Origin of the sequence: Rhodococcus sp. M8, from assembly GCF_015654185.1 — a bacterium.
GTDB lineage: Bacteria > Actinomycetota > Actinomycetes > Mycobacteriales > Mycobacteriaceae > Rhodococcus > Rhodococcus aetherivorans.
Genome location: NZ_CP064065.1, coordinates 1,718,027 through 1,733,503 on the forward strand (window position 1 = coordinate 1,718,027; position 15,477 = coordinate 1,733,503).

The 15,477-nt window shown below is 69.7% G+C and carries 21 protein-coding genes; 4 read left to right on the forward strand and 17 right to left on the reverse strand.

The genetic code is table 11. From position 1 onward, the window contains the following. Positions 1-72 precede the first annotated feature (72 nt). The gene (eccE, locus tag ISO16_RS07790; RefSeq protein WP_230304497.1) at positions 73-1,689 is read left to right on the forward strand and encodes a type VII secretion protein EccE; all 1,617 of its coding nucleotides are present in this window, start codon (positions 73-75) and stop codon (positions 1,687-1,689) included. A 10-nt stretch (positions 1,690-1,699) separates the two neighbouring features. Here eccE and ISO16_RS07795 read toward each other — a convergent pair whose 3' ends face one another. Next, positions 1,700-2,266 carry an NADPH-dependent FMN reductase gene (locus ISO16_RS07795; protein WP_029544898.1) on the reverse strand — a complete coding sequence of 189 codons (567 nt, stop codon included), beginning with the start codon at positions 2,264-2,266 and terminating at the stop codon, positions 1,700-1,702. Between the two features lie 18 nt (positions 2,267-2,284). Then, positions 2,285-2,866: a TetR/AcrR family transcriptional regulator gene (locus tag ISO16_RS07800; RefSeq protein WP_006947198.1), complete on the reverse strand. Its 582-nt coding sequence runs from the start codon at positions 2,864-2,866 to the stop codon at positions 2,285-2,287. 57 nt (positions 2,867-2,923) lie between these two features. On the opposite strand from ISO16_RS07800, the gene ISO16_RS07805 reads away from it, so the two are divergent. Beyond that, on the forward strand, positions 2,924-4,066 hold the full coding sequence (locus tag ISO16_RS07805) for an acyl-CoA dehydrogenase family protein (RefSeq protein WP_006947196.1): 1,143 nt from the start codon (positions 2,924-2,926) through the stop codon (positions 4,064-4,066). Between the two features lie 167 nt (positions 4,067-4,233). After that, the gene (locus ISO16_RS07810; protein ID WP_170914094.1) at positions 4,234-4,401 is read left to right on the forward strand and encodes a hypothetical protein; all 168 of its coding nucleotides are present in this window, start codon (positions 4,234-4,236) and stop codon (positions 4,399-4,401) included. Positions 4,402-4,675: 274 nt separating this feature from the next. Here the strand turns inward: ISO16_RS07810 and ISO16_RS07815 are convergent, their stop codons facing one another. The 9 genes from ISO16_RS07815 to infA form a co-directional block, all read right to left on the reverse strand. Next, positions 4,676-5,680 (reverse strand): alpha/beta hydrolase, encoded by a 1,005-nt coding sequence (locus ISO16_RS07815; protein WP_006947192.1) that lies wholly within the window; start codon positions 5,678-5,680, stop codon positions 4,676-4,678. Between the two features lie 91 nt (positions 5,681-5,771). Beyond that, complete coding sequence (truA, locus tag ISO16_RS07820) at positions 5,772-6,719, reverse strand: tRNA pseudouridine(38-40) synthase TruA (RefSeq protein ID WP_072635674.1); 948 nt, start codon at positions 6,717-6,719, stop codon at positions 5,772-5,774. Between the two features lie 5 nt (positions 6,720-6,724). Beyond that, complete coding sequence (gene rplQ, locus ISO16_RS07825) at positions 6,725-7,297, reverse strand: 50S ribosomal protein L17 (RefSeq protein ID WP_029544902.1); 573 nt, start codon at positions 7,295-7,297, stop codon at positions 6,725-6,727. 31 nt (positions 7,298-7,328) lie between these two features. Then, complete coding sequence (locus ISO16_RS07830; RefSeq protein ID WP_006947180.1) at positions 7,329-8,390, reverse strand: DNA-directed RNA polymerase subunit alpha; 1,062 nt, start codon at positions 8,388-8,390, stop codon at positions 7,329-7,331. Positions 8,391-8,492: 102 nt separating this feature from the next. Beyond that, positions 8,493-9,098 carry a 30S ribosomal protein S4 gene (gene rpsD, locus ISO16_RS07835; protein ID WP_006947173.1) on the reverse strand — a complete coding sequence of 202 codons (606 nt, stop codon included), beginning with the start codon at positions 9,096-9,098 and terminating at the stop codon, positions 8,493-8,495. Positions 9,099-9,119: 21 nt separating this feature from the next. Further along, positions 9,120-9,533, reverse strand: coding sequence for a 30S ribosomal protein S11 (gene rpsK / locus ISO16_RS07840; protein ID WP_003938066.1), 414 nt, complete (start codon positions 9,531-9,533; stop codon positions 9,120-9,122). Beyond that, the gene (gene rpsM / locus ISO16_RS07845; RefSeq protein ID WP_003938067.1) at positions 9,533-9,901 is read right to left on the reverse strand and encodes a 30S ribosomal protein S13; all 369 of its coding nucleotides are present in this window, start codon (positions 9,899-9,901) and stop codon (positions 9,533-9,535) included. The genes rpsK and rpsM overlap by 1 nt, the downstream gene beginning before the upstream one ends. Before the next feature lie 244 nt (positions 9,902-10,145). Continuing rightward, the gene (rpmJ, locus tag ISO16_RS07850; protein WP_003938068.1) at positions 10,146-10,259 is read right to left on the reverse strand and encodes a 50S ribosomal protein L36; all 114 of its coding nucleotides are present in this window, start codon (positions 10,257-10,259) and stop codon (positions 10,146-10,148) included. Positions 10,260-10,350: 91 nt separating this feature from the next. After that, positions 10,351-10,572 carry a translation initiation factor IF-1 gene (gene infA / locus ISO16_RS07855; protein ID WP_003886926.1) on the reverse strand — a complete coding sequence of 74 codons (222 nt, stop codon included), beginning with the start codon at positions 10,570-10,572 and terminating at the stop codon, positions 10,351-10,353. Positions 10,573-10,744: 172 nt separating this feature from the next. Between infA and dtd the strand changes: the two genes are divergently transcribed. Next, complete coding sequence (gene dtd / locus ISO16_RS07860; RefSeq protein WP_006947171.1) at positions 10,745-11,182, forward strand: D-aminoacyl-tRNA deacylase; 438 nt, start codon at positions 10,745-10,747, stop codon at positions 11,180-11,182. An 84-nt stretch (positions 11,183-11,266) separates the two neighbouring features. Here dtd and map read toward each other — a convergent pair whose 3' ends face one another. From map to rpsE, 6 genes are all read right to left on the reverse strand, one after another. Then, the gene (map, locus tag ISO16_RS07865) at positions 11,267-12,064 is read right to left on the reverse strand and encodes a type I methionyl aminopeptidase (RefSeq protein WP_006947169.1); all 798 of its coding nucleotides are present in this window, start codon (positions 12,062-12,064) and stop codon (positions 11,267-11,269) included. Between the two features lie 18 nt (positions 12,065-12,082). Next, the gene (locus tag ISO16_RS07870; RefSeq protein WP_006947168.1) at positions 12,083-12,628 is read right to left on the reverse strand and encodes an adenylate kinase; all 546 of its coding nucleotides are present in this window, start codon (positions 12,626-12,628) and stop codon (positions 12,083-12,085) included. Further along, entirely contained in the window at positions 12,625-13,938 is a 1,314-nt protein-coding gene (gene secY, locus ISO16_RS07875; RefSeq protein ID WP_006947167.1) for a preprotein translocase subunit SecY, read from the reverse strand. The genes ISO16_RS07870 and secY overlap by 4 nt, the downstream gene beginning before the upstream one ends. Before the next feature lie 247 nt (positions 13,939-14,185). Beyond that, complete coding sequence (gene rplO / locus ISO16_RS07880; RefSeq protein WP_006947166.1) at positions 14,186-14,629, reverse strand: 50S ribosomal protein L15; 444 nt, start codon at positions 14,627-14,629, stop codon at positions 14,186-14,188. Then, on the reverse strand, positions 14,626-14,826 hold the full coding sequence (gene rpmD / locus ISO16_RS07885) for a 50S ribosomal protein L30 (RefSeq protein ID WP_006947165.1): 201 nt from the start codon (positions 14,824-14,826) through the stop codon (positions 14,626-14,628). Before rpmD ends, rplO begins: the two co-directional genes overlap by 4 nt. After that, positions 14,826-15,476 carry a 30S ribosomal protein S5 gene (rpsE, locus tag ISO16_RS07890; protein WP_006947163.1) on the reverse strand — a complete coding sequence of 217 codons (651 nt, stop codon included), beginning with the start codon at positions 15,474-15,476 and terminating at the stop codon, positions 14,826-14,828. The genes rpmD and rpsE overlap by 1 nt, the downstream gene beginning before the upstream one ends. Position 15,477: the final 1 nt, after the last annotated feature.

Consider the following 15,477-nt stretch of genomic DNA (forward strand, 5'->3'; position numbering starts at 1 on the left):
GCAACACAGTACAGTTCCGTCCGGGAACGTCGGGGGGCCGGGCCGTCGCTCGGCGGGAACGGGGGAATCGTCGTGCAGGATGGGATCTTCCGGCGGCCACGGCGCCGCTGCGTGGTGACGGTGGTGCGGGCGCAGTGCGCGGCGGTGATCGGCGCGACGACGGCGGCGGCGACGGGCGCCCCGCTTCCCGCTGCGGTGACCGTGGCGGTACTGGCCGCGCTGGCGGTGGCGGTGCCTGTCCACGGACTCGACGCCGTCGAATGGGGGCGGCTGTGGTGGCGGTTCCGGCGCCGTTCGCTGCGGTCCGGCCCGGTGATCGTCGACGTCGCGGCGGGCGACGATCGACCGGTCGGGGTGTGCTGGGACGGCACCGCCGTCGTGGCGGTGGTCGAGCTGGTACCGACGGCCGGCGAGCTCACCCGGCTGACACGAGATCGGGCCGAACCGCTGCGCCGGCTTCCGCTGGCCGCGATCGCCGCGTGCCTCGCCACGCACGACGTCGGCCTCGACGGAATCGACGTCATCGTGCACGGCAGCCGGGTGTGCGACGAGACCGCCGCCGGTGCGGCGTACGAGCGCCTGATCGGGCCGCTGCCCGCCGCCGCGACGTGCACCGTGTGGCTCGCGCTGCGGTTCGACTCCGTCGCCTGCCCGGCCGCAGTGGCCCGCCGTGGCGGCGGCTCGGAGGGCGCGGCGCGCGCGGTGACCGCCGCGGCGCGGCGCGTCGTGCGCGCGTTGGCGGAGCAGCACCACACCGCGAGGATCCTCGGCGCGGGAGAGATCGCCTGGGCGGTGGAGTCTGTCGCCGGGTGCGCGGATCCGGCGTTGCTCGAGGAGGATCGGGGCGCAGTACGGCTTCCCGGCGGCTACAGTCGCGCCGCGGTGGTGGAGCCGGGGCACCTCGACCGGGCGATCATGACCCGGGTCTGGTCCGAGTCACTGTCGTCGGCGACGATCGCGGTTCGGCTGCGCCCCGGCGCCGAGCCGGGAGCCGTGCGGGTGGGAGCGTCGGTGCGCGGCACGAGCCGCACGCCCGAGCCGAGGATCCGGATGCCGGGCACCCGACGGCTGTGGAGCCGCGAACTGGACGGGTTGCTGGCGTCGATCCCGACGGCCGCGGTGGGGCTCGAGGATCTGATCCCGCTGCGCACCATGCACCTCGCCGACGTCGACGCCCTGGCGCTGCCGGTGACGGGATGCGGGCAACTGCTCGGCGCGGACGAGTCCGGTGCGGCCGTGTCCGTCCGCCTGACCGACCGGGGGGTGCGCACCGTGTATGTCGCCGGGGAGCTGTATCTGGCGCAGCAGGTGGTGTTCCGGGCGGTGGCGACGGGCGCCCGCGTGGTGATCCACACCGATCGCGCCCTGGCCTGGCGTCCCCTGCTGGCCGCGGCGGGTCCGGACCGGTTGCGGTTGGCCGGCGACGATCGGGGCTTCGACACGATCGTGTACGACGGCGTGCGGCCGGCGACGGTCCCGGCCGGGACGACCGCGATCCATGTGCACGCACACCCGGATCGGTGGCCGCGCGAGCGCCCGGACGTGTCGATCCTGCAGCCCGGAGCGGCCGGCGATCGGGTGGTGCTGGCGTCGGGTGGCCGACGGCTGTCGCTGTCGTTGGTGAGCATCGACGCCGAGGCCGCGTACATCGGCCGTCCGCGTGCCGCGGAGCCGGCGCCCGCGCGCTGAGCCGGCTCCGTCAGCCGGGGTAGGGCTGGGCGGCCCGCCCGGCGCGCACGGTCCGCGCCCACCAGGCGAGCTGGTTCAACATGCGCTGCGCGGCGTCGATCGCGGCGCCGTCGGTGGTGGTGCCGTCGGCGGCGAAGGCGTGCTTGACGCGGTGGAAGCTGACCGATTCGCGGACCGGGACCATGTGCACCTCGACGACGACCTGCCGGAGTTGCTCGACGGCGCGCAACCCGCCGGAGAGCCCGCCGTAGGAGACGAATCCGATCGGCTTGGTGCGCCATTCGCGTTTGACGGTGTCGATGGCGGTCTTGAGGGCGGCCGGGTACCCGTGGTTGTACTCGGAGGTGACGACGGCGAATGCGTCGGCCGCCTCGATCCGCCGGGTGAACGCCTCGGCCTCAGGGCCGCCGGAGAGATCCTGCGGCAGCGGGGTGTCGGCGAGGTCGAGCACGCCGACGTCGAACTCGGGGCGCTGCCGTGCGGTGGCGGCGAACCAGTCGGCGACGACGGGGGCGATCCGTCCGGCGCGCACGCTGGCGACGACGATCTCGAGACGAATCGGGGCTTCGGCGTCCATGGGCCGATGGTAGGCGGCTCAGGCGGTGAGGCCGTGGGTCAGGAGGGCAGCGAGTTCGCGGTAGGCCTGGGCGTCCGGCAGGCCGGTGGCCTCGGCGACGTGGCGCTGCTGGATGCGGACCATGACAGCGGCGACGACGTCGGCGACGAACGCGGCGTGCACGTCGCGCAGTTCGCCGGCGGCGACGCCGTCGGCGATGAGGTCGCGGACGCGTTCGGCGGCGAGGCGGGTGTTGCGTTCGTAGACCTCGCGGGCGGTGGGGGCGGCGGCCATGTCCTCCATGAACTGCGCGGAGGCGGGTTCGAGTTGCCGGCCGACGGCTTCGAGGTAGGCGCGGATGCGGTCGGCGGCGCCGGTGTGGCCGTCGAGTTCGGCCTCGACGCGTTCGGTGGCGCCACGGAAGAAGTGCACGGTGGCCGCGCGGACGAGGCGGTCCTTGCTCTCGGCGAGGGTGTAGAGCGTCGACTTCGAGCAGTGCAGGCGGGCGGCGATGTCGTCGAGGGTGAAGTGGGCGAAGCCCGCGGCGAGGAACAGGGCGACGAGCTGGTCGAACAGCTGCGCCTGACGTGCCGTGCCGCGTCGGATCCCCGCCCTTGTCATACTTCATACAGTACTGCAGTATCGTTCTCAGTACTATTTCCGATCGAGGAGTCTGCCGTGCCTGTCGAGCGCCTGCTGCCCACCCCCGAGGCCTACGACCTCATCGAACTGACCCGCGACGTCGCGGACAAGGTTCTCGCCCCGCGGGTCGTCGAACACGAGCGCACCGAGACGTTCCCCGAGGGCGTCTTCCCGGCCCTCGGCGCGGCGGGGTTGCTGAGCCTGCCGTACCCGGAGGAATTCGGCGGCGGCAACCAGCCGTACGAGGTGTACCTGCAGGTGCTCGAGGAGCTCGGCGCCCGCTGGGCGGCGGTTGCCGTCGCGGTGAGCGTGCACGGGCTGTCGTGCTTCGCGCTGGCCACCCACGGCACCGACGAGCAGAAGAACAAGTGGCTGCCGGACATGCTCGGCGGCGACACGATCGGCGCCTACAGCCTCTCCGAGCCGCAGGCCGGGTCCGATGCCGCGGCCCTGGCCTGCCGCGCGACGGCCGTGGACGGCGGCTACCGGATCTCCGGATCGAAGGCGTGGATCACCAACGGCGGCAAGGCGGACTTCTACACGCTGTTCGCCCGGACCTCCGACGCCGGCTCGAAGGGCATCTCCTGCTTCCTCGTGCCGGCCGGAACCGAGGGCCTGAGCTTCGGTAAGCCCGAGGAGAAGATGGGTCTGCACGCCATCCCGACCACCACCGCCCACTACGACGACGCGTTCGTGCCCGGCGAGCGCCGCATCGGCGCCGAGGGCCAGGGCCTGCCGATCGCGTTCAGCGCGCTCGACTCGGGCCGGCTCGGCATCGCGGCCGTCGCGGTGGGTCTCGCGCAGGCCGCGCTCGACGAGGCCACCGCATACGCCAAGGAGCGCAAGGCGTTCGGCAAGAAGATCATCGACCACCAGGGACTCGGGTTCGTCCTCGCCGACATGGCTGCCGCGGTGGACTCGGCCCGCGCGACGTACATCGACGCCGCGCGCCGCAAGGATGCCGGCCTGCCCTACTCGCGGCAGGCGTCGGTCGCCAAGCTCGTCGCGACCGATGCGGCGATGAAGGTGACCACCGACGCCGTGCAGGTGCTCGGCGGCTACGGCTACACCCGCGACTTCCCCGTCGAACGTTTCATGCGGGACGCGAAGATCACCCAGATCTTCGAGGGCACGAACCAGATCCAGCGGCTGGTCATCGCGCGGCACCTGGCCGGCTGACGGTGTGAACTCCCGGCAGCCCCGGGGCGCGCACTCCCGGCGGTGTCGGGGCGCGCGGCCGTCCTCCCCGGCGGCTCGCGCACCCCGACACCGCCCGGATAACTCCTGCCGTGGAATCTGAAACATCCTCCTGTCAGATTTCGCGAACCACCTGCTACCGTGCGCCGGTGGACAGACGTCGTAGGCGGGGCCGCAGAGCCGCGGACCGGGTGGAGTGGGCGGCCGACGCCGCCGACACGGTGGCGACACTCGCCGAGCTCGGCGTCCTGTTCCTGCGGCTCCTGTCGCTGCCGTTCCGCGCGGTGGCGGCGCTGCTCCGGATGATCGCGGACTGACCTCCGATCCCTCGCCGTTCCCCTCGGTATCCTGCGTCACATTTTCTGGGCAAAGCGGACAGCCTGTACTTAGATCTTGTTGGACGTACGTCCAGGATTTGTACATCGACATCGGAGGTAATTCCCATGCTGCTCGGCTCGCTCGGCTCCCTGATCGACCACGTGCTCTCCTTCCTCAGCTGGCTGATCTGAGAGACGCCTCGACGCGTAGCGAAGGGGGCGAGGTCATCCGACCTCGCCCCTTGCTGTTTCCGTCACGCGTGGCCGGGCCGCGCTACGCGCCGATCGCCTCCGCGAGGATCGGCCAGGACTCGTGCAGCGCGTCCTGCCAGTAACCCCACGAGTGCGTGCCCTGCGCGCCCGTGCTGAAGGTCGCCTCGATCCCGAGTTCGTCGAAGGTCCGCCGCAGCCGCTCGGTGCACTGGGCCGTGGCCGCCTCGATGGATCCGAGGACGACCAGGTCGACCGGATCCACCTGCCCGCCCAACGCCGCCTCGTGCGGGCCGGGCAGACCGCCGCCGGACGAGATGTACAGCGTCGTGCCGCGCAACTTCTCCGCGTTCAACGCCGCATCGTTGGCGATCCACCCCGGTCCGCCGATCGGCCCCCACATGTTCTCGACGTCGCCGCCGCCGAGGGTGACGACGGCCTCCACGTAGCTGCGCCCCGGGTCGCTGCTCGTCTGTGCACACCCGCTGTAGGACGCCACCGCCTCGTACAGCCCCGGCGACTGCTGGGCGAGGGCCAGCACCGAGCTGCCCGACATCGACATCCCCGCGACGGCGTTGCGGCCGTCGGCGCCCAGCACCGCGTCGACGACCGGCGGCAACTCCGACGTCAGGAACGTCGCCCACCGGTGCCGGCCGAGCTTCGGGTCGTCGCGGATCCAGTCCGTGTAGTACGCGAAGGCGCCGCCCACGGGAGTGACGACGTTGACGTTCTTGCCGTCGAAGAACTCGCGGACGTCCGTCTGGTCCCGCCAGTTGGCGGCGTCCTCACCCCCACCGGCGCCGTTGAGCAGGTAGAACGTCGGTCGCGCCGCGGAGGTGTCCGCGGGCCGGATCACCTCGACCGGGATCACCCGGTCCATGGACGGCGAGTACACGTGCAGCACCCAGTCGCGCGCGGTCCGCTCCTCCACGTGATCGACGTAGGCACCGGCCGGGTCCGCATCCGCAGCCGGCTGGGCGAGCGCCGGTGCCGTCAGCAGCGACGTCGCGGCGAGCAGTGCCACCGCCACCGTCGCACCCCGTCGCCGGATCGCGGGCAAGTCGAGCAATGGGTGCCTCCCTCTCACACGCCGATCCCCCGGCCGGGCCGGCCGGGGGACGTGCTCGTCGGAACATATCACCGGCCGGCCCGGCCGCAGGTCAGCAGCAGCCGGGGCGGATGGGCCCGCGCATCTCGCGGGTGGCCGCGTTGCGCGCCGCGAGGTCGTCGTCGGCGGGATAGTCGACGCCGACGAGACTGAGCCCGTGCGCCGGGGCCACGGCCACCGCCGCGGCACGCTCCCGTTCGTCGAGCAGTGCGGTCATCCATTCGACACTGCGCCGCCCCTCCCCCACGGCCAGCGCCGCGCCGACGAGGCTGCGCACCATCGACCAGCAGAACGCGTCCGCGCTCACGTGCGCGGTGAGGATCACGCCGACGTCCGGACCGGCGCCCGCCGCGCGACCGCCGGACACCGTCCAGTCGAAGCGCTGCAGTTCGCGGACCGTCGTCGCCCCGTCGCGCCGCTTGCAGAAGGCCGCGAAGTCGTGCAGGCCCAGCAGCGAGGTCGACGCCGCGCGCATCGCGTCCACGTCCACCGGCTTGGGCCAGGCGACGGTGTCGCGGGCCCGCAGGGGGTCCGCCCCGTACACGGCGGTGGTGAGCCGGTACTCGTAGTGCCGGCGGATCGCCGAGAAGCGGGCGTCGAAGTGCGGCGGGGCGACGGAGATGCCGGTGATGCGGACGTCGCGGGGCAGGAACCGGGCGAGACGGCGCACCAGGCGGACGAGGTCGTCCGGAATCGCGGCGGTGGGGACGTCGACGTGCGCGACCTGACCGGAGGCGTGCACCCCGGCGTCGGTGCGGCCGGCGACGGTGAGCTGCACCGGCGCGCGCACGATCGCACCGAGCTTCTCCTCGATCTCCCCGCACACCGTCCGCCGTCCGGGCTGACGCGCCCAGCCGGAGAAGTCGGTGCCGTCGTAGGCGATGTCGAGCCGCAGCCGGGTGGTGTCCACGGCGGCGGCGGAAGGGTTCTCGAAAGCAACGGGCCCGCCGCCCCCGTGGGGGGCGACGGGCTCGTTCGCTTCAGCGGATGCCGAAACCAAGTGGACTAGTCCTTCTTGGCCTCGTCGGCGTCCTTGGCGTCGGCCGCGGTGGCGTTCTCGTCCTCGATCGCGTCGACGACGGCGTCCGCGTTCTCGACCTGCGCGTCGGTGGCGTCGGCCTCGACGGCCTCGACCACATTCTCCTCGGCCGGGGCCTCGGTGGCCGGCGCGCTCTGCGAGGCGGCGACGCGCCGGGCGCGGTCGGCCTCGGACGTGACCGTCTTCTCCTTGACGAGCTCGATGATCGCCATGGGAGCGTTGTCACCCTTGCGCGGCATCGTCTTGACGATGCGGGTGTAGCCGCCGTTGCGGTCCTCGTAGAACGGGCCGATCTCCGCGAACAGCGTGTGGACGACGTCCTTGTTGCGGATGACCTTCAGCACCTCACGACGGTTGGCCAGCGTGCCGGCCTTCGCGTGCGTGACGAGCTTCTCGGCGTAGGGCCGCAGGGCCTTGGCCTTGGCCTCGGTGGTGGTGATGCGGCCGTGCTCGAAGAGCGCGGTGGCCAGGTTGGCCATCAGCGCCTTCTGGTGCGAGGCCGACCCGCCGAAGCGGGCACCCTTCTTGGGCTTGGGCATGATGAATCTCCTAGTAACGGACCGTGAGCTGCTACAGCTGCTCGGTCTCGGCGTAGTCCTCGTTCCCCTCGGCGTCGCCGAAGGAACCGGCGTCCGTGTCGCTCCAGGTACCGGTCGCGGCGTCGTAGCCGGCGACGGTGCTCGGGTCGAAGGACGCGGGGCTGTCCTTGAGGGAGAGGCCGAGCGAGTGCAGCTTGACCTTCACCTCGTCGATGGACTTCTGACCGAAGTTGCGGATGTCGAGCAGATCGGACTCCGTGCGTGCCACGAGCTCACCGACGGTGTGCACACCCTCGCGCTTGAGGCAGTTGTAGGACCGGACCGTCAGGTCGAGGTCCTCGATGGGGAGTCCGAAGGAGGCGATGTGGTCGGCCTCGGCGGGCGAGGGACCGATCTCGATGCCTTCTGCTTCGACGTTCAGCTCACGGGCCAGACCGAAGAGCTCCACCAGGGTCTTGCCCGCCGAGGCGAGCGCGTCCCGCGCGGTGATCGAGTTCTTGGTCTCCACGTCGAGAATCAACCGATCGAAGTCGGTGCGCTGCTCGACGCGGGTCGCCTCCACCTTGTAGGTCACCTTGAGCACCGGCGAATAGATCGAGTCGACCGGGATGCGGCCGATCTCGGCGCCGGATGCCTTGTTCTGAACAGCGGGGACGTAGCCGCGGCCGCGCTCGACGACGAGCTCGATCTCCAGCTTGCCCTTGTCGTTCAGGGTGGCGATGTGCAGGTCCGGGTTGTGGACGGTGACACCGGCCGGGGGCACGATGTCGCCCGCGGTCACGGTGCCGGGGCCCTGCTTGCGGACGTACATGGTGACCGGCTCGTCCTCTTCCGAGCTGACCACGAGGCCCTTGAGGTTCAGGATGATGTCGGTGACATCCTCCTTGACCCCGGGGACCGTGGTGAACTCGTGGAGCACGCCGTCGATGCGAATGCTGGTGACGGCCGCGCCCGGAATCGAGGACAGCAGGGTGCGACGAAGCGAGTTGCCGAGGGTGTACCCGAAACCGGGCTCGAGGGGTTCGATGACGAACTTCGAGCGGTCGTCGGCGATGACCTCTTCGCTGAGGGTGGGTCGCTGCGAGATGAGCATGGAGTGCCTCCTTGTGGGCGTCCGCCATATGACGCCCTGGTCGGGGTGTGGTGTCCCCCCGGACCTCGGGAGGACCGGAAGGACACCACGGCGCGAAGCGCCTTACTTCGAGTAGTACTCGACGATCAGCTGTTCCTGCAGCGGGATGTCGATCTGCGCGCGCTCGGGGAGCTGGTGGACCAGCACCCGCAGACGCGGGCCGACGACCTGCAGCCAACCCGGGATCGGGCGGTCACCCTGGGTCTCACGGGCCACCTGGAAGGGCAGCGTGCCCAGCGACTTCTCGCGGACGTCGATGATGTCGTACTGCGAGACGCGGTAGCTCGGGATGTCGACCTTCTTGCCGTTCACCAGGAAGTGGCCGTGGCTCACCAGCTGGCGGGCCTGACGGCGGGTCCGGGCGAGACCGGCGCGGTAGACGACGTTGTCCAGACGCGACTCGAGGATGACCAGCAGGACCTCACCGGTCTTGCCGGGACGGCCGGCGGCCTCCTCGTAGTAACGACGGAACTGCTTCTCCATCACGCCGTAGGAGAAGCGGGCCTTCTGCTTCTCCTGCAGCTGGAGCAGGTATTCGCTCTCCTTGATCCGCGCGCGGCCGTGCTGGCCGGGCGGGTAGGGGCGACGCTCGAACGCCTGGTCGCCTCCGACGAGGTCGACGCGCAGACGACGCGACTTACGGGTAACGGGACCGGTATAGCGAGCCATGATTCAAACCTTCCTTTCCCGTTAGACGCGACGCCGCTTGGGCGGACGGCAGCCGTTGTGCGGCTGGGGGGTGACGTCGGAGATGGTGCCGACCTCGAGGCCCGCGGCCTGGAGGGAGCGGATCGCCGTCTCGCGGCCCGAGCCCGGGCCCTTCACGAAGACGTCGACCTTCTTGACACCGTGCTCCTGCGCCTTGCGGGCAGCGTTCTCGGCGGCGAGCTGCGCGGCGAACGGGGTCGACTTGCGCGAACCCTTGAAGCCGACGTGGCCGGAGGACGCCCAGGAGATGACGTTGCCGTTCGGGTCCGTGATGGACACGATCGTGTTGTTGAAGGTGCTCTTGATGTGAGCGGCACCGTGCGGGACGTTCTTCTTGTCCCTGCGGCGCGCCTTCTGGGTCTTCTTCGGACCGGTGCTGCGTGACTTGGGAGGCATTACTTCTTCTTTCCTGCGACGGTGCGCTTCGGACCCTTGCGGGTGCGGGCGTTGGTCTTGGTGCGCTGTCCACGCACGGGCAGACCACGACGGTGTCGCAGGCCCTGGTAGCAGCCGATCTCGATCTTGCGACGGATGTCCGCCTGGACCTCGCGGCGGAGGTCACCCTCGACCTTGTAGGTCTCCTCGATGAACTCGCGCAGCTTGGCGAGATCCTCGTCGGAGAGGTCCTTGCTGCGCAGATCCGGGCTCACGCCGGTGGCCTCGAGGATCTCCTTCGAGCGGGTACGGCCGATGCCGTAGATGTAGGTCAGTGCGATCTCCATCCGCTTTTCGCGGGGAAGATCGACACCTGCGAGACGTGCCATGTGGCATTCCTATTCGGTGTGCGGAGGTCTGCTCCCAGCCCGTCCCCTGCGTCGTGAAACTGTGTGGTCCCGCGGCCCGGCCGAAGCCGGAACGCCGGTAGTCCGAAACACAGTGGGGCCCCGGCCTCCGAACCGGGGGTGTATCGCGCGGCTCCCCGACGAATCGGGAATCGTGACCGAACGACTGGTGCTGGAAGGTCTTCTCTAGCTTGTTGCCAAGCCGATCTTTCGAAGAGCGGGTGGTCTAGCCCTGGCGCTGCTTGTGGCGCAGGTTCTCGCAGATCACCATGACCCGGCCGTTACGGCGGATCACCTTGCACTTCTCGCAGATCTTCTTGACGCTCGGCTGAACCTTCACGGTGCGTCTGATCTCCTGTGTGTACGCCTGCGGCAGAGCACGAGGCATGCCGCAGACATGGTTCTCCCCGACCGTGCGGCCGGGGAAGCTCTTACTTGTAGCGGTAGACGATGCGCCCACGCGACAGGTCGTAGGGCGAGAGCTCCACGACAACCCGGTCCTCGGGCAGGATGCGAATGTAGTGCTGACGCATCTTGCCGCTGATGTGAGCCAGGACCTTGTGACCGTTCTCGAGCTCAATGCGAAACATCGCATTGGGCAGCGGCTCGATCACGCGACCCTCGACCTCGATGGCTCCGTCTTTCTTGGCCATATCCTCCGCGATCCGTGTTGTTCGGCGTGTGGTTGCATCGGTTTCCGTTACCGTGACGCTCGACGTGACCGGCCTGCGGACAACCGCGGGCCGGCGCGCAGGGCGCACCATCGATCTATGTTACGGGAACTTTCCCACCGGGGCCAAATGCCGAGATGCGAGGAGGACAGCCGTGCGGGCGTTGGTTCAGCGGGTGACGGGTGCCGCGGTCGCGGTCGACGGGCGCGAGGTCGCCCGCATCTCGCCCCGGGCCGGCGGTCACGGGCTGCTCGTGCTCGTCGGCGTGACCCACGACGACGACGCGGCGAAGGCCGCCACGCTCGCCCGGAAGGTGTGGACGTTGCGGATTCTCGAGGACGAGAAGTCCGCGTCCGATCTGGCCGCACCGATCCTCGTCGTCAGCCAGTTCACGCTCATGGCCGACACCCGCAGGAGCCGGCGTCCGTCGTGGTCGGCGGCCGCGCCACGCGCGGTGGCCGAACCCCTGGTGGACGAGTTCACGACGGCGCTGCGCGGCCTGGGCGCCGACGTGCAGACCGGCGTCTTCGGGGAGCACATGGAGGTGAGCCTGGTGAACGACGGCCCGGTCACCCTCCTGCTCGAGGCGTGAACCGGCGGAGCCCGCGGCCCGAGCGAATGTATCGTTCAGCTCCTTCACGGCGGCGAGCGATACATTCGCTCGCCGCCACCGCCGCTACTCCGGGCGCGGGGTCAGGATGCGCGGACCGTCCTCGGTCACCGCGACGGTGTGCTCCCAGTGCGCGGCGCGGCTGCCGTCGGTCGTGACGACGGTCCACTTGTCGCCGAGCACCTCGGTCTCGTAGGTGCCGAGGGTCAGCATCGGCTCGATGGCGAGCACCGATCCCACCACGAGACGGGGGCCCTTGCCGGGCGCGCCCTCGTTCGGCAGGAACGGATCCATGTGCATCTCGCGGCCGATGGCGTGGCCGCCGTAGCCGTCGACGATGCCGTAGCTCCGGCCGTGCGCCGACTCCGCGGCGCGGGTACCCAGCTCGATGGCGTGCGAGACGTCGGTGAGCCGGTTGTCCGGCAGCATCGCCGCAATCCCCGCCTCCATCGACAGCCGCGTCGCATCGCTGAGGTCGGCGTCGGCGGCGGAGAGCTCACCGACTCCGAAGGTCCACGCCGAGTCGCCGTGCCAGCCGTCGAGAATCGCGCCGCAGTCGATCGACACGAGATCGCCCTCGGCGAGGATCTCCGTCGCCGAGGGGATGCCGTGCACCACGCGGTCGTTCACCGACGAACAGATCGAGCCGGTGAACCCGTGGTAGCCCAGGAAGGAGGGGACGGCCCCCGCATCGCGGATGACCGCCTCCGCCACCTGGTCCAGTTCCAGGGTGCTCACGCCCGGCTTCGCCGCCTTCCGTACCGCCACGAGAGCGGCGCCGACGACGGCACCCGCCGCCGCCATCGCATCGAGTTCGCCGGCGGTGCGGAACGGAACCACCTTGCGCTTGCGCCCGAAACCCATCTTCTTGCTCCTGCGTCCTTACTTGCCGAGGGCCGCGAGGGCGCGCGCGTTGATCTCGTCGACCTCGCCGACGGCGTCGACCGTGACGAGCGAATCGGCGTAGTAGTCGAGCAGCGGCGCGGTCTCCTCGCGGTAGACCCGGAGCCGGTTGCGGATGACGTCCTCGGTGTCGTCGGCGCGGCCGCGGGCGAGCATCCGCTCCACCACCACGTCCTCGTCGATGTCGAAGGACAGGACCCCGTCGAGTTGGGTGTCGAGATCCTTCAGGATGGCCTCGAGTTCGCGGGCCTGCTCCACGCTGCGGGGGAAGCCGTCGAGCAGGAAGCCGTTGGCGGCGTCGGGCTCGGCGAGGCGGGCGCGCACCATGTTGTTGGTGATCTCGGCGGGCACGAGCTCCCCGGCGTCGATGTACTTCTTGGCTTCGAGGCCGAGCGGGGTGCCCTGCCCGATGTTGGCCCGGAACAGATCCCCGGTGGAGATTGCGGGGACGCCGAGCTTCTCCGACAGGATGGCGGCCTGCGTGCCCTTGCCGGCACCGGGCGGACCGAGGAGTACAAGTCTCACTTGAGGAACCCTTCGTAGTTGCGCTGCATGAGTTGACTTTCGATCTGCTTGACAGTGTCCAGCGCGACACTGACGAGAATGAGCACCGCGGCGCCGCCGAAGATGCTGGTGGCGGTCTGGCTGCCCGAGAGGAAGAAGTTGGGCAGCGTCGCGATGAGACCCAGGTACAGCGAACCTGGAACCGTGATGCGGTTGAGGACGTAGCTGAGGTACTCGGCAGTGGGGCGTCCCGGCCGGATGCCGGGGATGAATCCGCCGTACTTCTTCATCTCGTCGGCCCGTTCCTCCGGGTTGAAGGTGATGGCGACGTAGAAGAAGACGAAGAAGACGATCAGCGAGAAGTAGATCGCGATGTAAACGGGGTTGTTCGGATTCACCAGGTATTCGTTGATGATCCGCTGCCACCAGCTCGGGTCGGTGGCCGAGGTGGCTCCGGTCAGCTGGGCGATGAGGTTCGGCAGGTACAGCAACGAGGACGCGAAGATCACCGGGATGATGCCGGCCTGGTTGACCTTCAGGGGCAGGTAGGTCGAGGAACCGCCGTACATGCGCCGGCCCACCATGCGCTTGGCGTACTGCACCGGGATCCGGCGCTGGCCCTGCTCGACGAACACCACGCCGGTGATGACCACCAGCGCGACGACGAGGACGATGGCGAAGACCAGGCCACCGCGGGACTCGAGGATGGTGCGGCCCTCGGCCGGCAGCCGCGAGGCGATGCCGGAGAAGATCAGGATCGACATGCCGTTGCCGACGCCGCGCTCGGTGATGAGCTCACCGAACCACATGACGAGTGCCGCACCGGCCGTCATGACCAGCACGATCACGACCATGCCGAAGATGCTGTCGTCGGCCAGGATCGGTTCGGTACAGCCCTGCAGCAGCTGACCGCGGGCCGCGAGGGCGACGATGCCGGTGGACTGCAGCACGGCGAGCGCCACCGCGAGGTACCGCGTGTACTGCGTCATCTTGGCCTGGCCGGCCTGGCCCTCCTTGCGGAGTTCCTCGAATCGTGGAATGACCACCGTCAGCAGCTGGACGATGATGCTCGCGGTGATGAACGGCATGATGCCGATCGCGAACACCGACAGCTGTAGCAGCGCGCCACCGGAGAACAGATTGATCAGCGAGTAGATCCCGGCGGAGTCGCCGCCGCTGAGCTGATCGATGCAGGCGCGCACATTGCCGTAGTCGACGCCCGGAGACGGCAACGTCGCGCCGAGGCGGTACAGGGCCACCAACCCGAGCGCGACGAGGATCTTCCGCCTCAGGTCCGGGGTCCTGAGGGCCGAGACGAAGGCGGAAAGCAAAGATCCTCCTGGCAGGGCGAAACGGGAGACTGTGGATCGACGCGCGGGGTCCGACGGTCGACAACTCTTGAACTCTAGCAGCGCGCCCCGGACCGGTGCCGTGGCGCCGGGTCGGGGCGGCTCGCACGCGCGGCGGATGTGCTCCGCCGCGCGGCATGCGGTGGGGTGCGCACGCCGAACGGCCGCACTGCGGGACGTGCTGCAGTGCGGCCGTTCTCGAGCTGTGCGTCACGCACGAGCGAACCGGTCAGGCCAGTTCGGTCGCGGTGCCGCCGGCAGCGGCGATCTTCTCCTTGGCGGAACCGGAGAACTTGTTCGCGGTCACCTGCACGGCAACCGTGAGCTCGCCCTCGCCGAGGACCTTCACGAGCTGGTTCTTGCGAACCGCGCCCTTGGCGACGAGCTCGTCGACGCCGACCTGGCCACCCTCGGGGAACAGGCGGGCGATGTCGCCGACATTGACGACCTGGTATTCGGTGCGGAAGGCGTTCTTGAAGCCCTTGAGCTTCGGCAGCCGCATGTGCAGCGGCATCTGGCCACCCTCGAAGGCCGCCGAGACGTTCTTGCGCGCCTTGGTGCCCTTCGTACCGCGACCGGCGGTCTTGCCCTTCGAACCCTCACCGCGGCCGACGCGGGTCTTGTCCGTCTTCGCGCCCGGGGCCGGGCGCAGGTGGTGCAGCTTGATGGTCACTTGGAGGCCTCCTCAGCAGTGACTTCCTCGACAACGACGAGGTGACGCACCACGTTGATCAAGCCGCGGTTCTGCGCGTTGTCCTCGCGGACCACGGACTGGCGGATCTTCCGCAGACCGAGGGTGCGCAGGCTGTCGCGCTGGTTCGACTTGGCGCCGATGGTGCTCTTGACCTGCGTGATCTTCAGCTCTGCCATTACTTCACGCTCCCAGCAGCCTGTGCCCGGGCGCGCAGCATGCCCGCAGGTGCGACGTCCTCGAGGGGCAGACCGCGGCGAGCCGCGACTTCCTCGGGGCGCTGCAGCTGCTTGAGGGCGGCCACGGTGGCGTGCACGACGTTGATGGCGTTGTCGCTACCGAGCGACTTCGACAGGATGTCGTGGATGCCCGCGCATTCGAGCACGGCACGCACCGCGCCACCGGCGATCACACCGGTACCCGGCGAGGCCGGACGCAGCATGACGACACCCGCCGCGGCCTCACCCTGCACCGGGTGGGTGACAGTGGAGCCGATGAGCGGGACGCGGAAGAAGCCCTTGCGCGCTTCCTCGACACCCTTCTGGATGGCCGCGGGAACTTCCTTGGCCTTGCCGTAGCCGACGCCGACCAGGCCGTTGCCGTCGCCCACGATCACCAGCGCGGTGAAGCTGAAGCGACGGCCGCCCTTGACGACCTTCGACACACGGTTGATCGAGACGACACGCTCGATGTAGTTCGACTTCTCAGCGGCACCGCCGCCACGCGAGTCACGATCGCGGCGGTCGCGACCACCACGCTGGTCCCCGGTGTTGGGGCCATTCTGTCCGGCGGGGCCGTTGCCGCCGTCACGCCGCTGACGTCCCGGCATC

Bases quoted from the DNA above. Each gene is read 5' to 3' on its own strand.
- rpsE (WP_006947163.1), bottom strand. From the start codon at position 15,476: ATGCCGGGACGTCAGCGGCGTGACGGCGGCAACGGCCCCGCCGGACAG.
- rpsM (WP_003938067.1), bottom strand. From the start codon at position 9,901: ATGGCACGTCTCGCAGGTGTCGATCTTCCCCGCGAAAAGCGGATGGAG.
- infA (WP_003886926.1), bottom strand. From the start codon at position 10,572: ATGGCCAAGAAAGACGGAGCCATCGAGGTCGAGGGTCGCGTGATCGAG.
- ISO16_RS07795 (WP_029544898.1), bottom strand. From the start codon at position 2,266: ATGGACGCCGAAGCCCCGATTCGTCTCGAGATCGTCGTCGCCAGCGTG.
- rplQ (WP_029544902.1), bottom strand. From the start codon at position 7,297: ATGCCCAAGCCCAAGAAGGGTGCCCGCTTCGGCGGGTCGGCCTCGCAC.
- rpsD (WP_006947173.1), bottom strand. From the start codon at position 9,098: ATGGCTCGCTATACCGGTCCCGTTACCCGTAAGTCGCGTCGTCTGCGC.
- ISO16_RS07830 (WP_006947180.1), bottom strand. From the start codon at position 8,390: ATGCTCATCTCGCAGCGACCCACCCTCAGCGAAGAGGTCATCGCCGAC.
- ISO16_RS07800 (WP_006947198.1), bottom strand. From the start codon at position 2,866: ATGACAAGGGCGGGGATCCGACGCGGCACGGCACGTCAGGCGCAGCTG.
- rpsK (WP_003938066.1), bottom strand. From the start codon at position 9,533: ATGCCTCCCAAGTCACGCAGCACCGGTCCGAAGAAGACCCAGAAGGCG.
- map (WP_006947169.1), bottom strand. From the start codon at position 12,064: ATGGGTTTCGGGCGCAAGCGCAAGGTGGTTCCGTTCCGCACCGCCGGC.
- rpmD (WP_006947165.1), bottom strand. From the start codon at position 14,826: ATGGCAGAGCTGAAGATCACGCAGGTCAAGAGCACCATCGGCGCCAAG.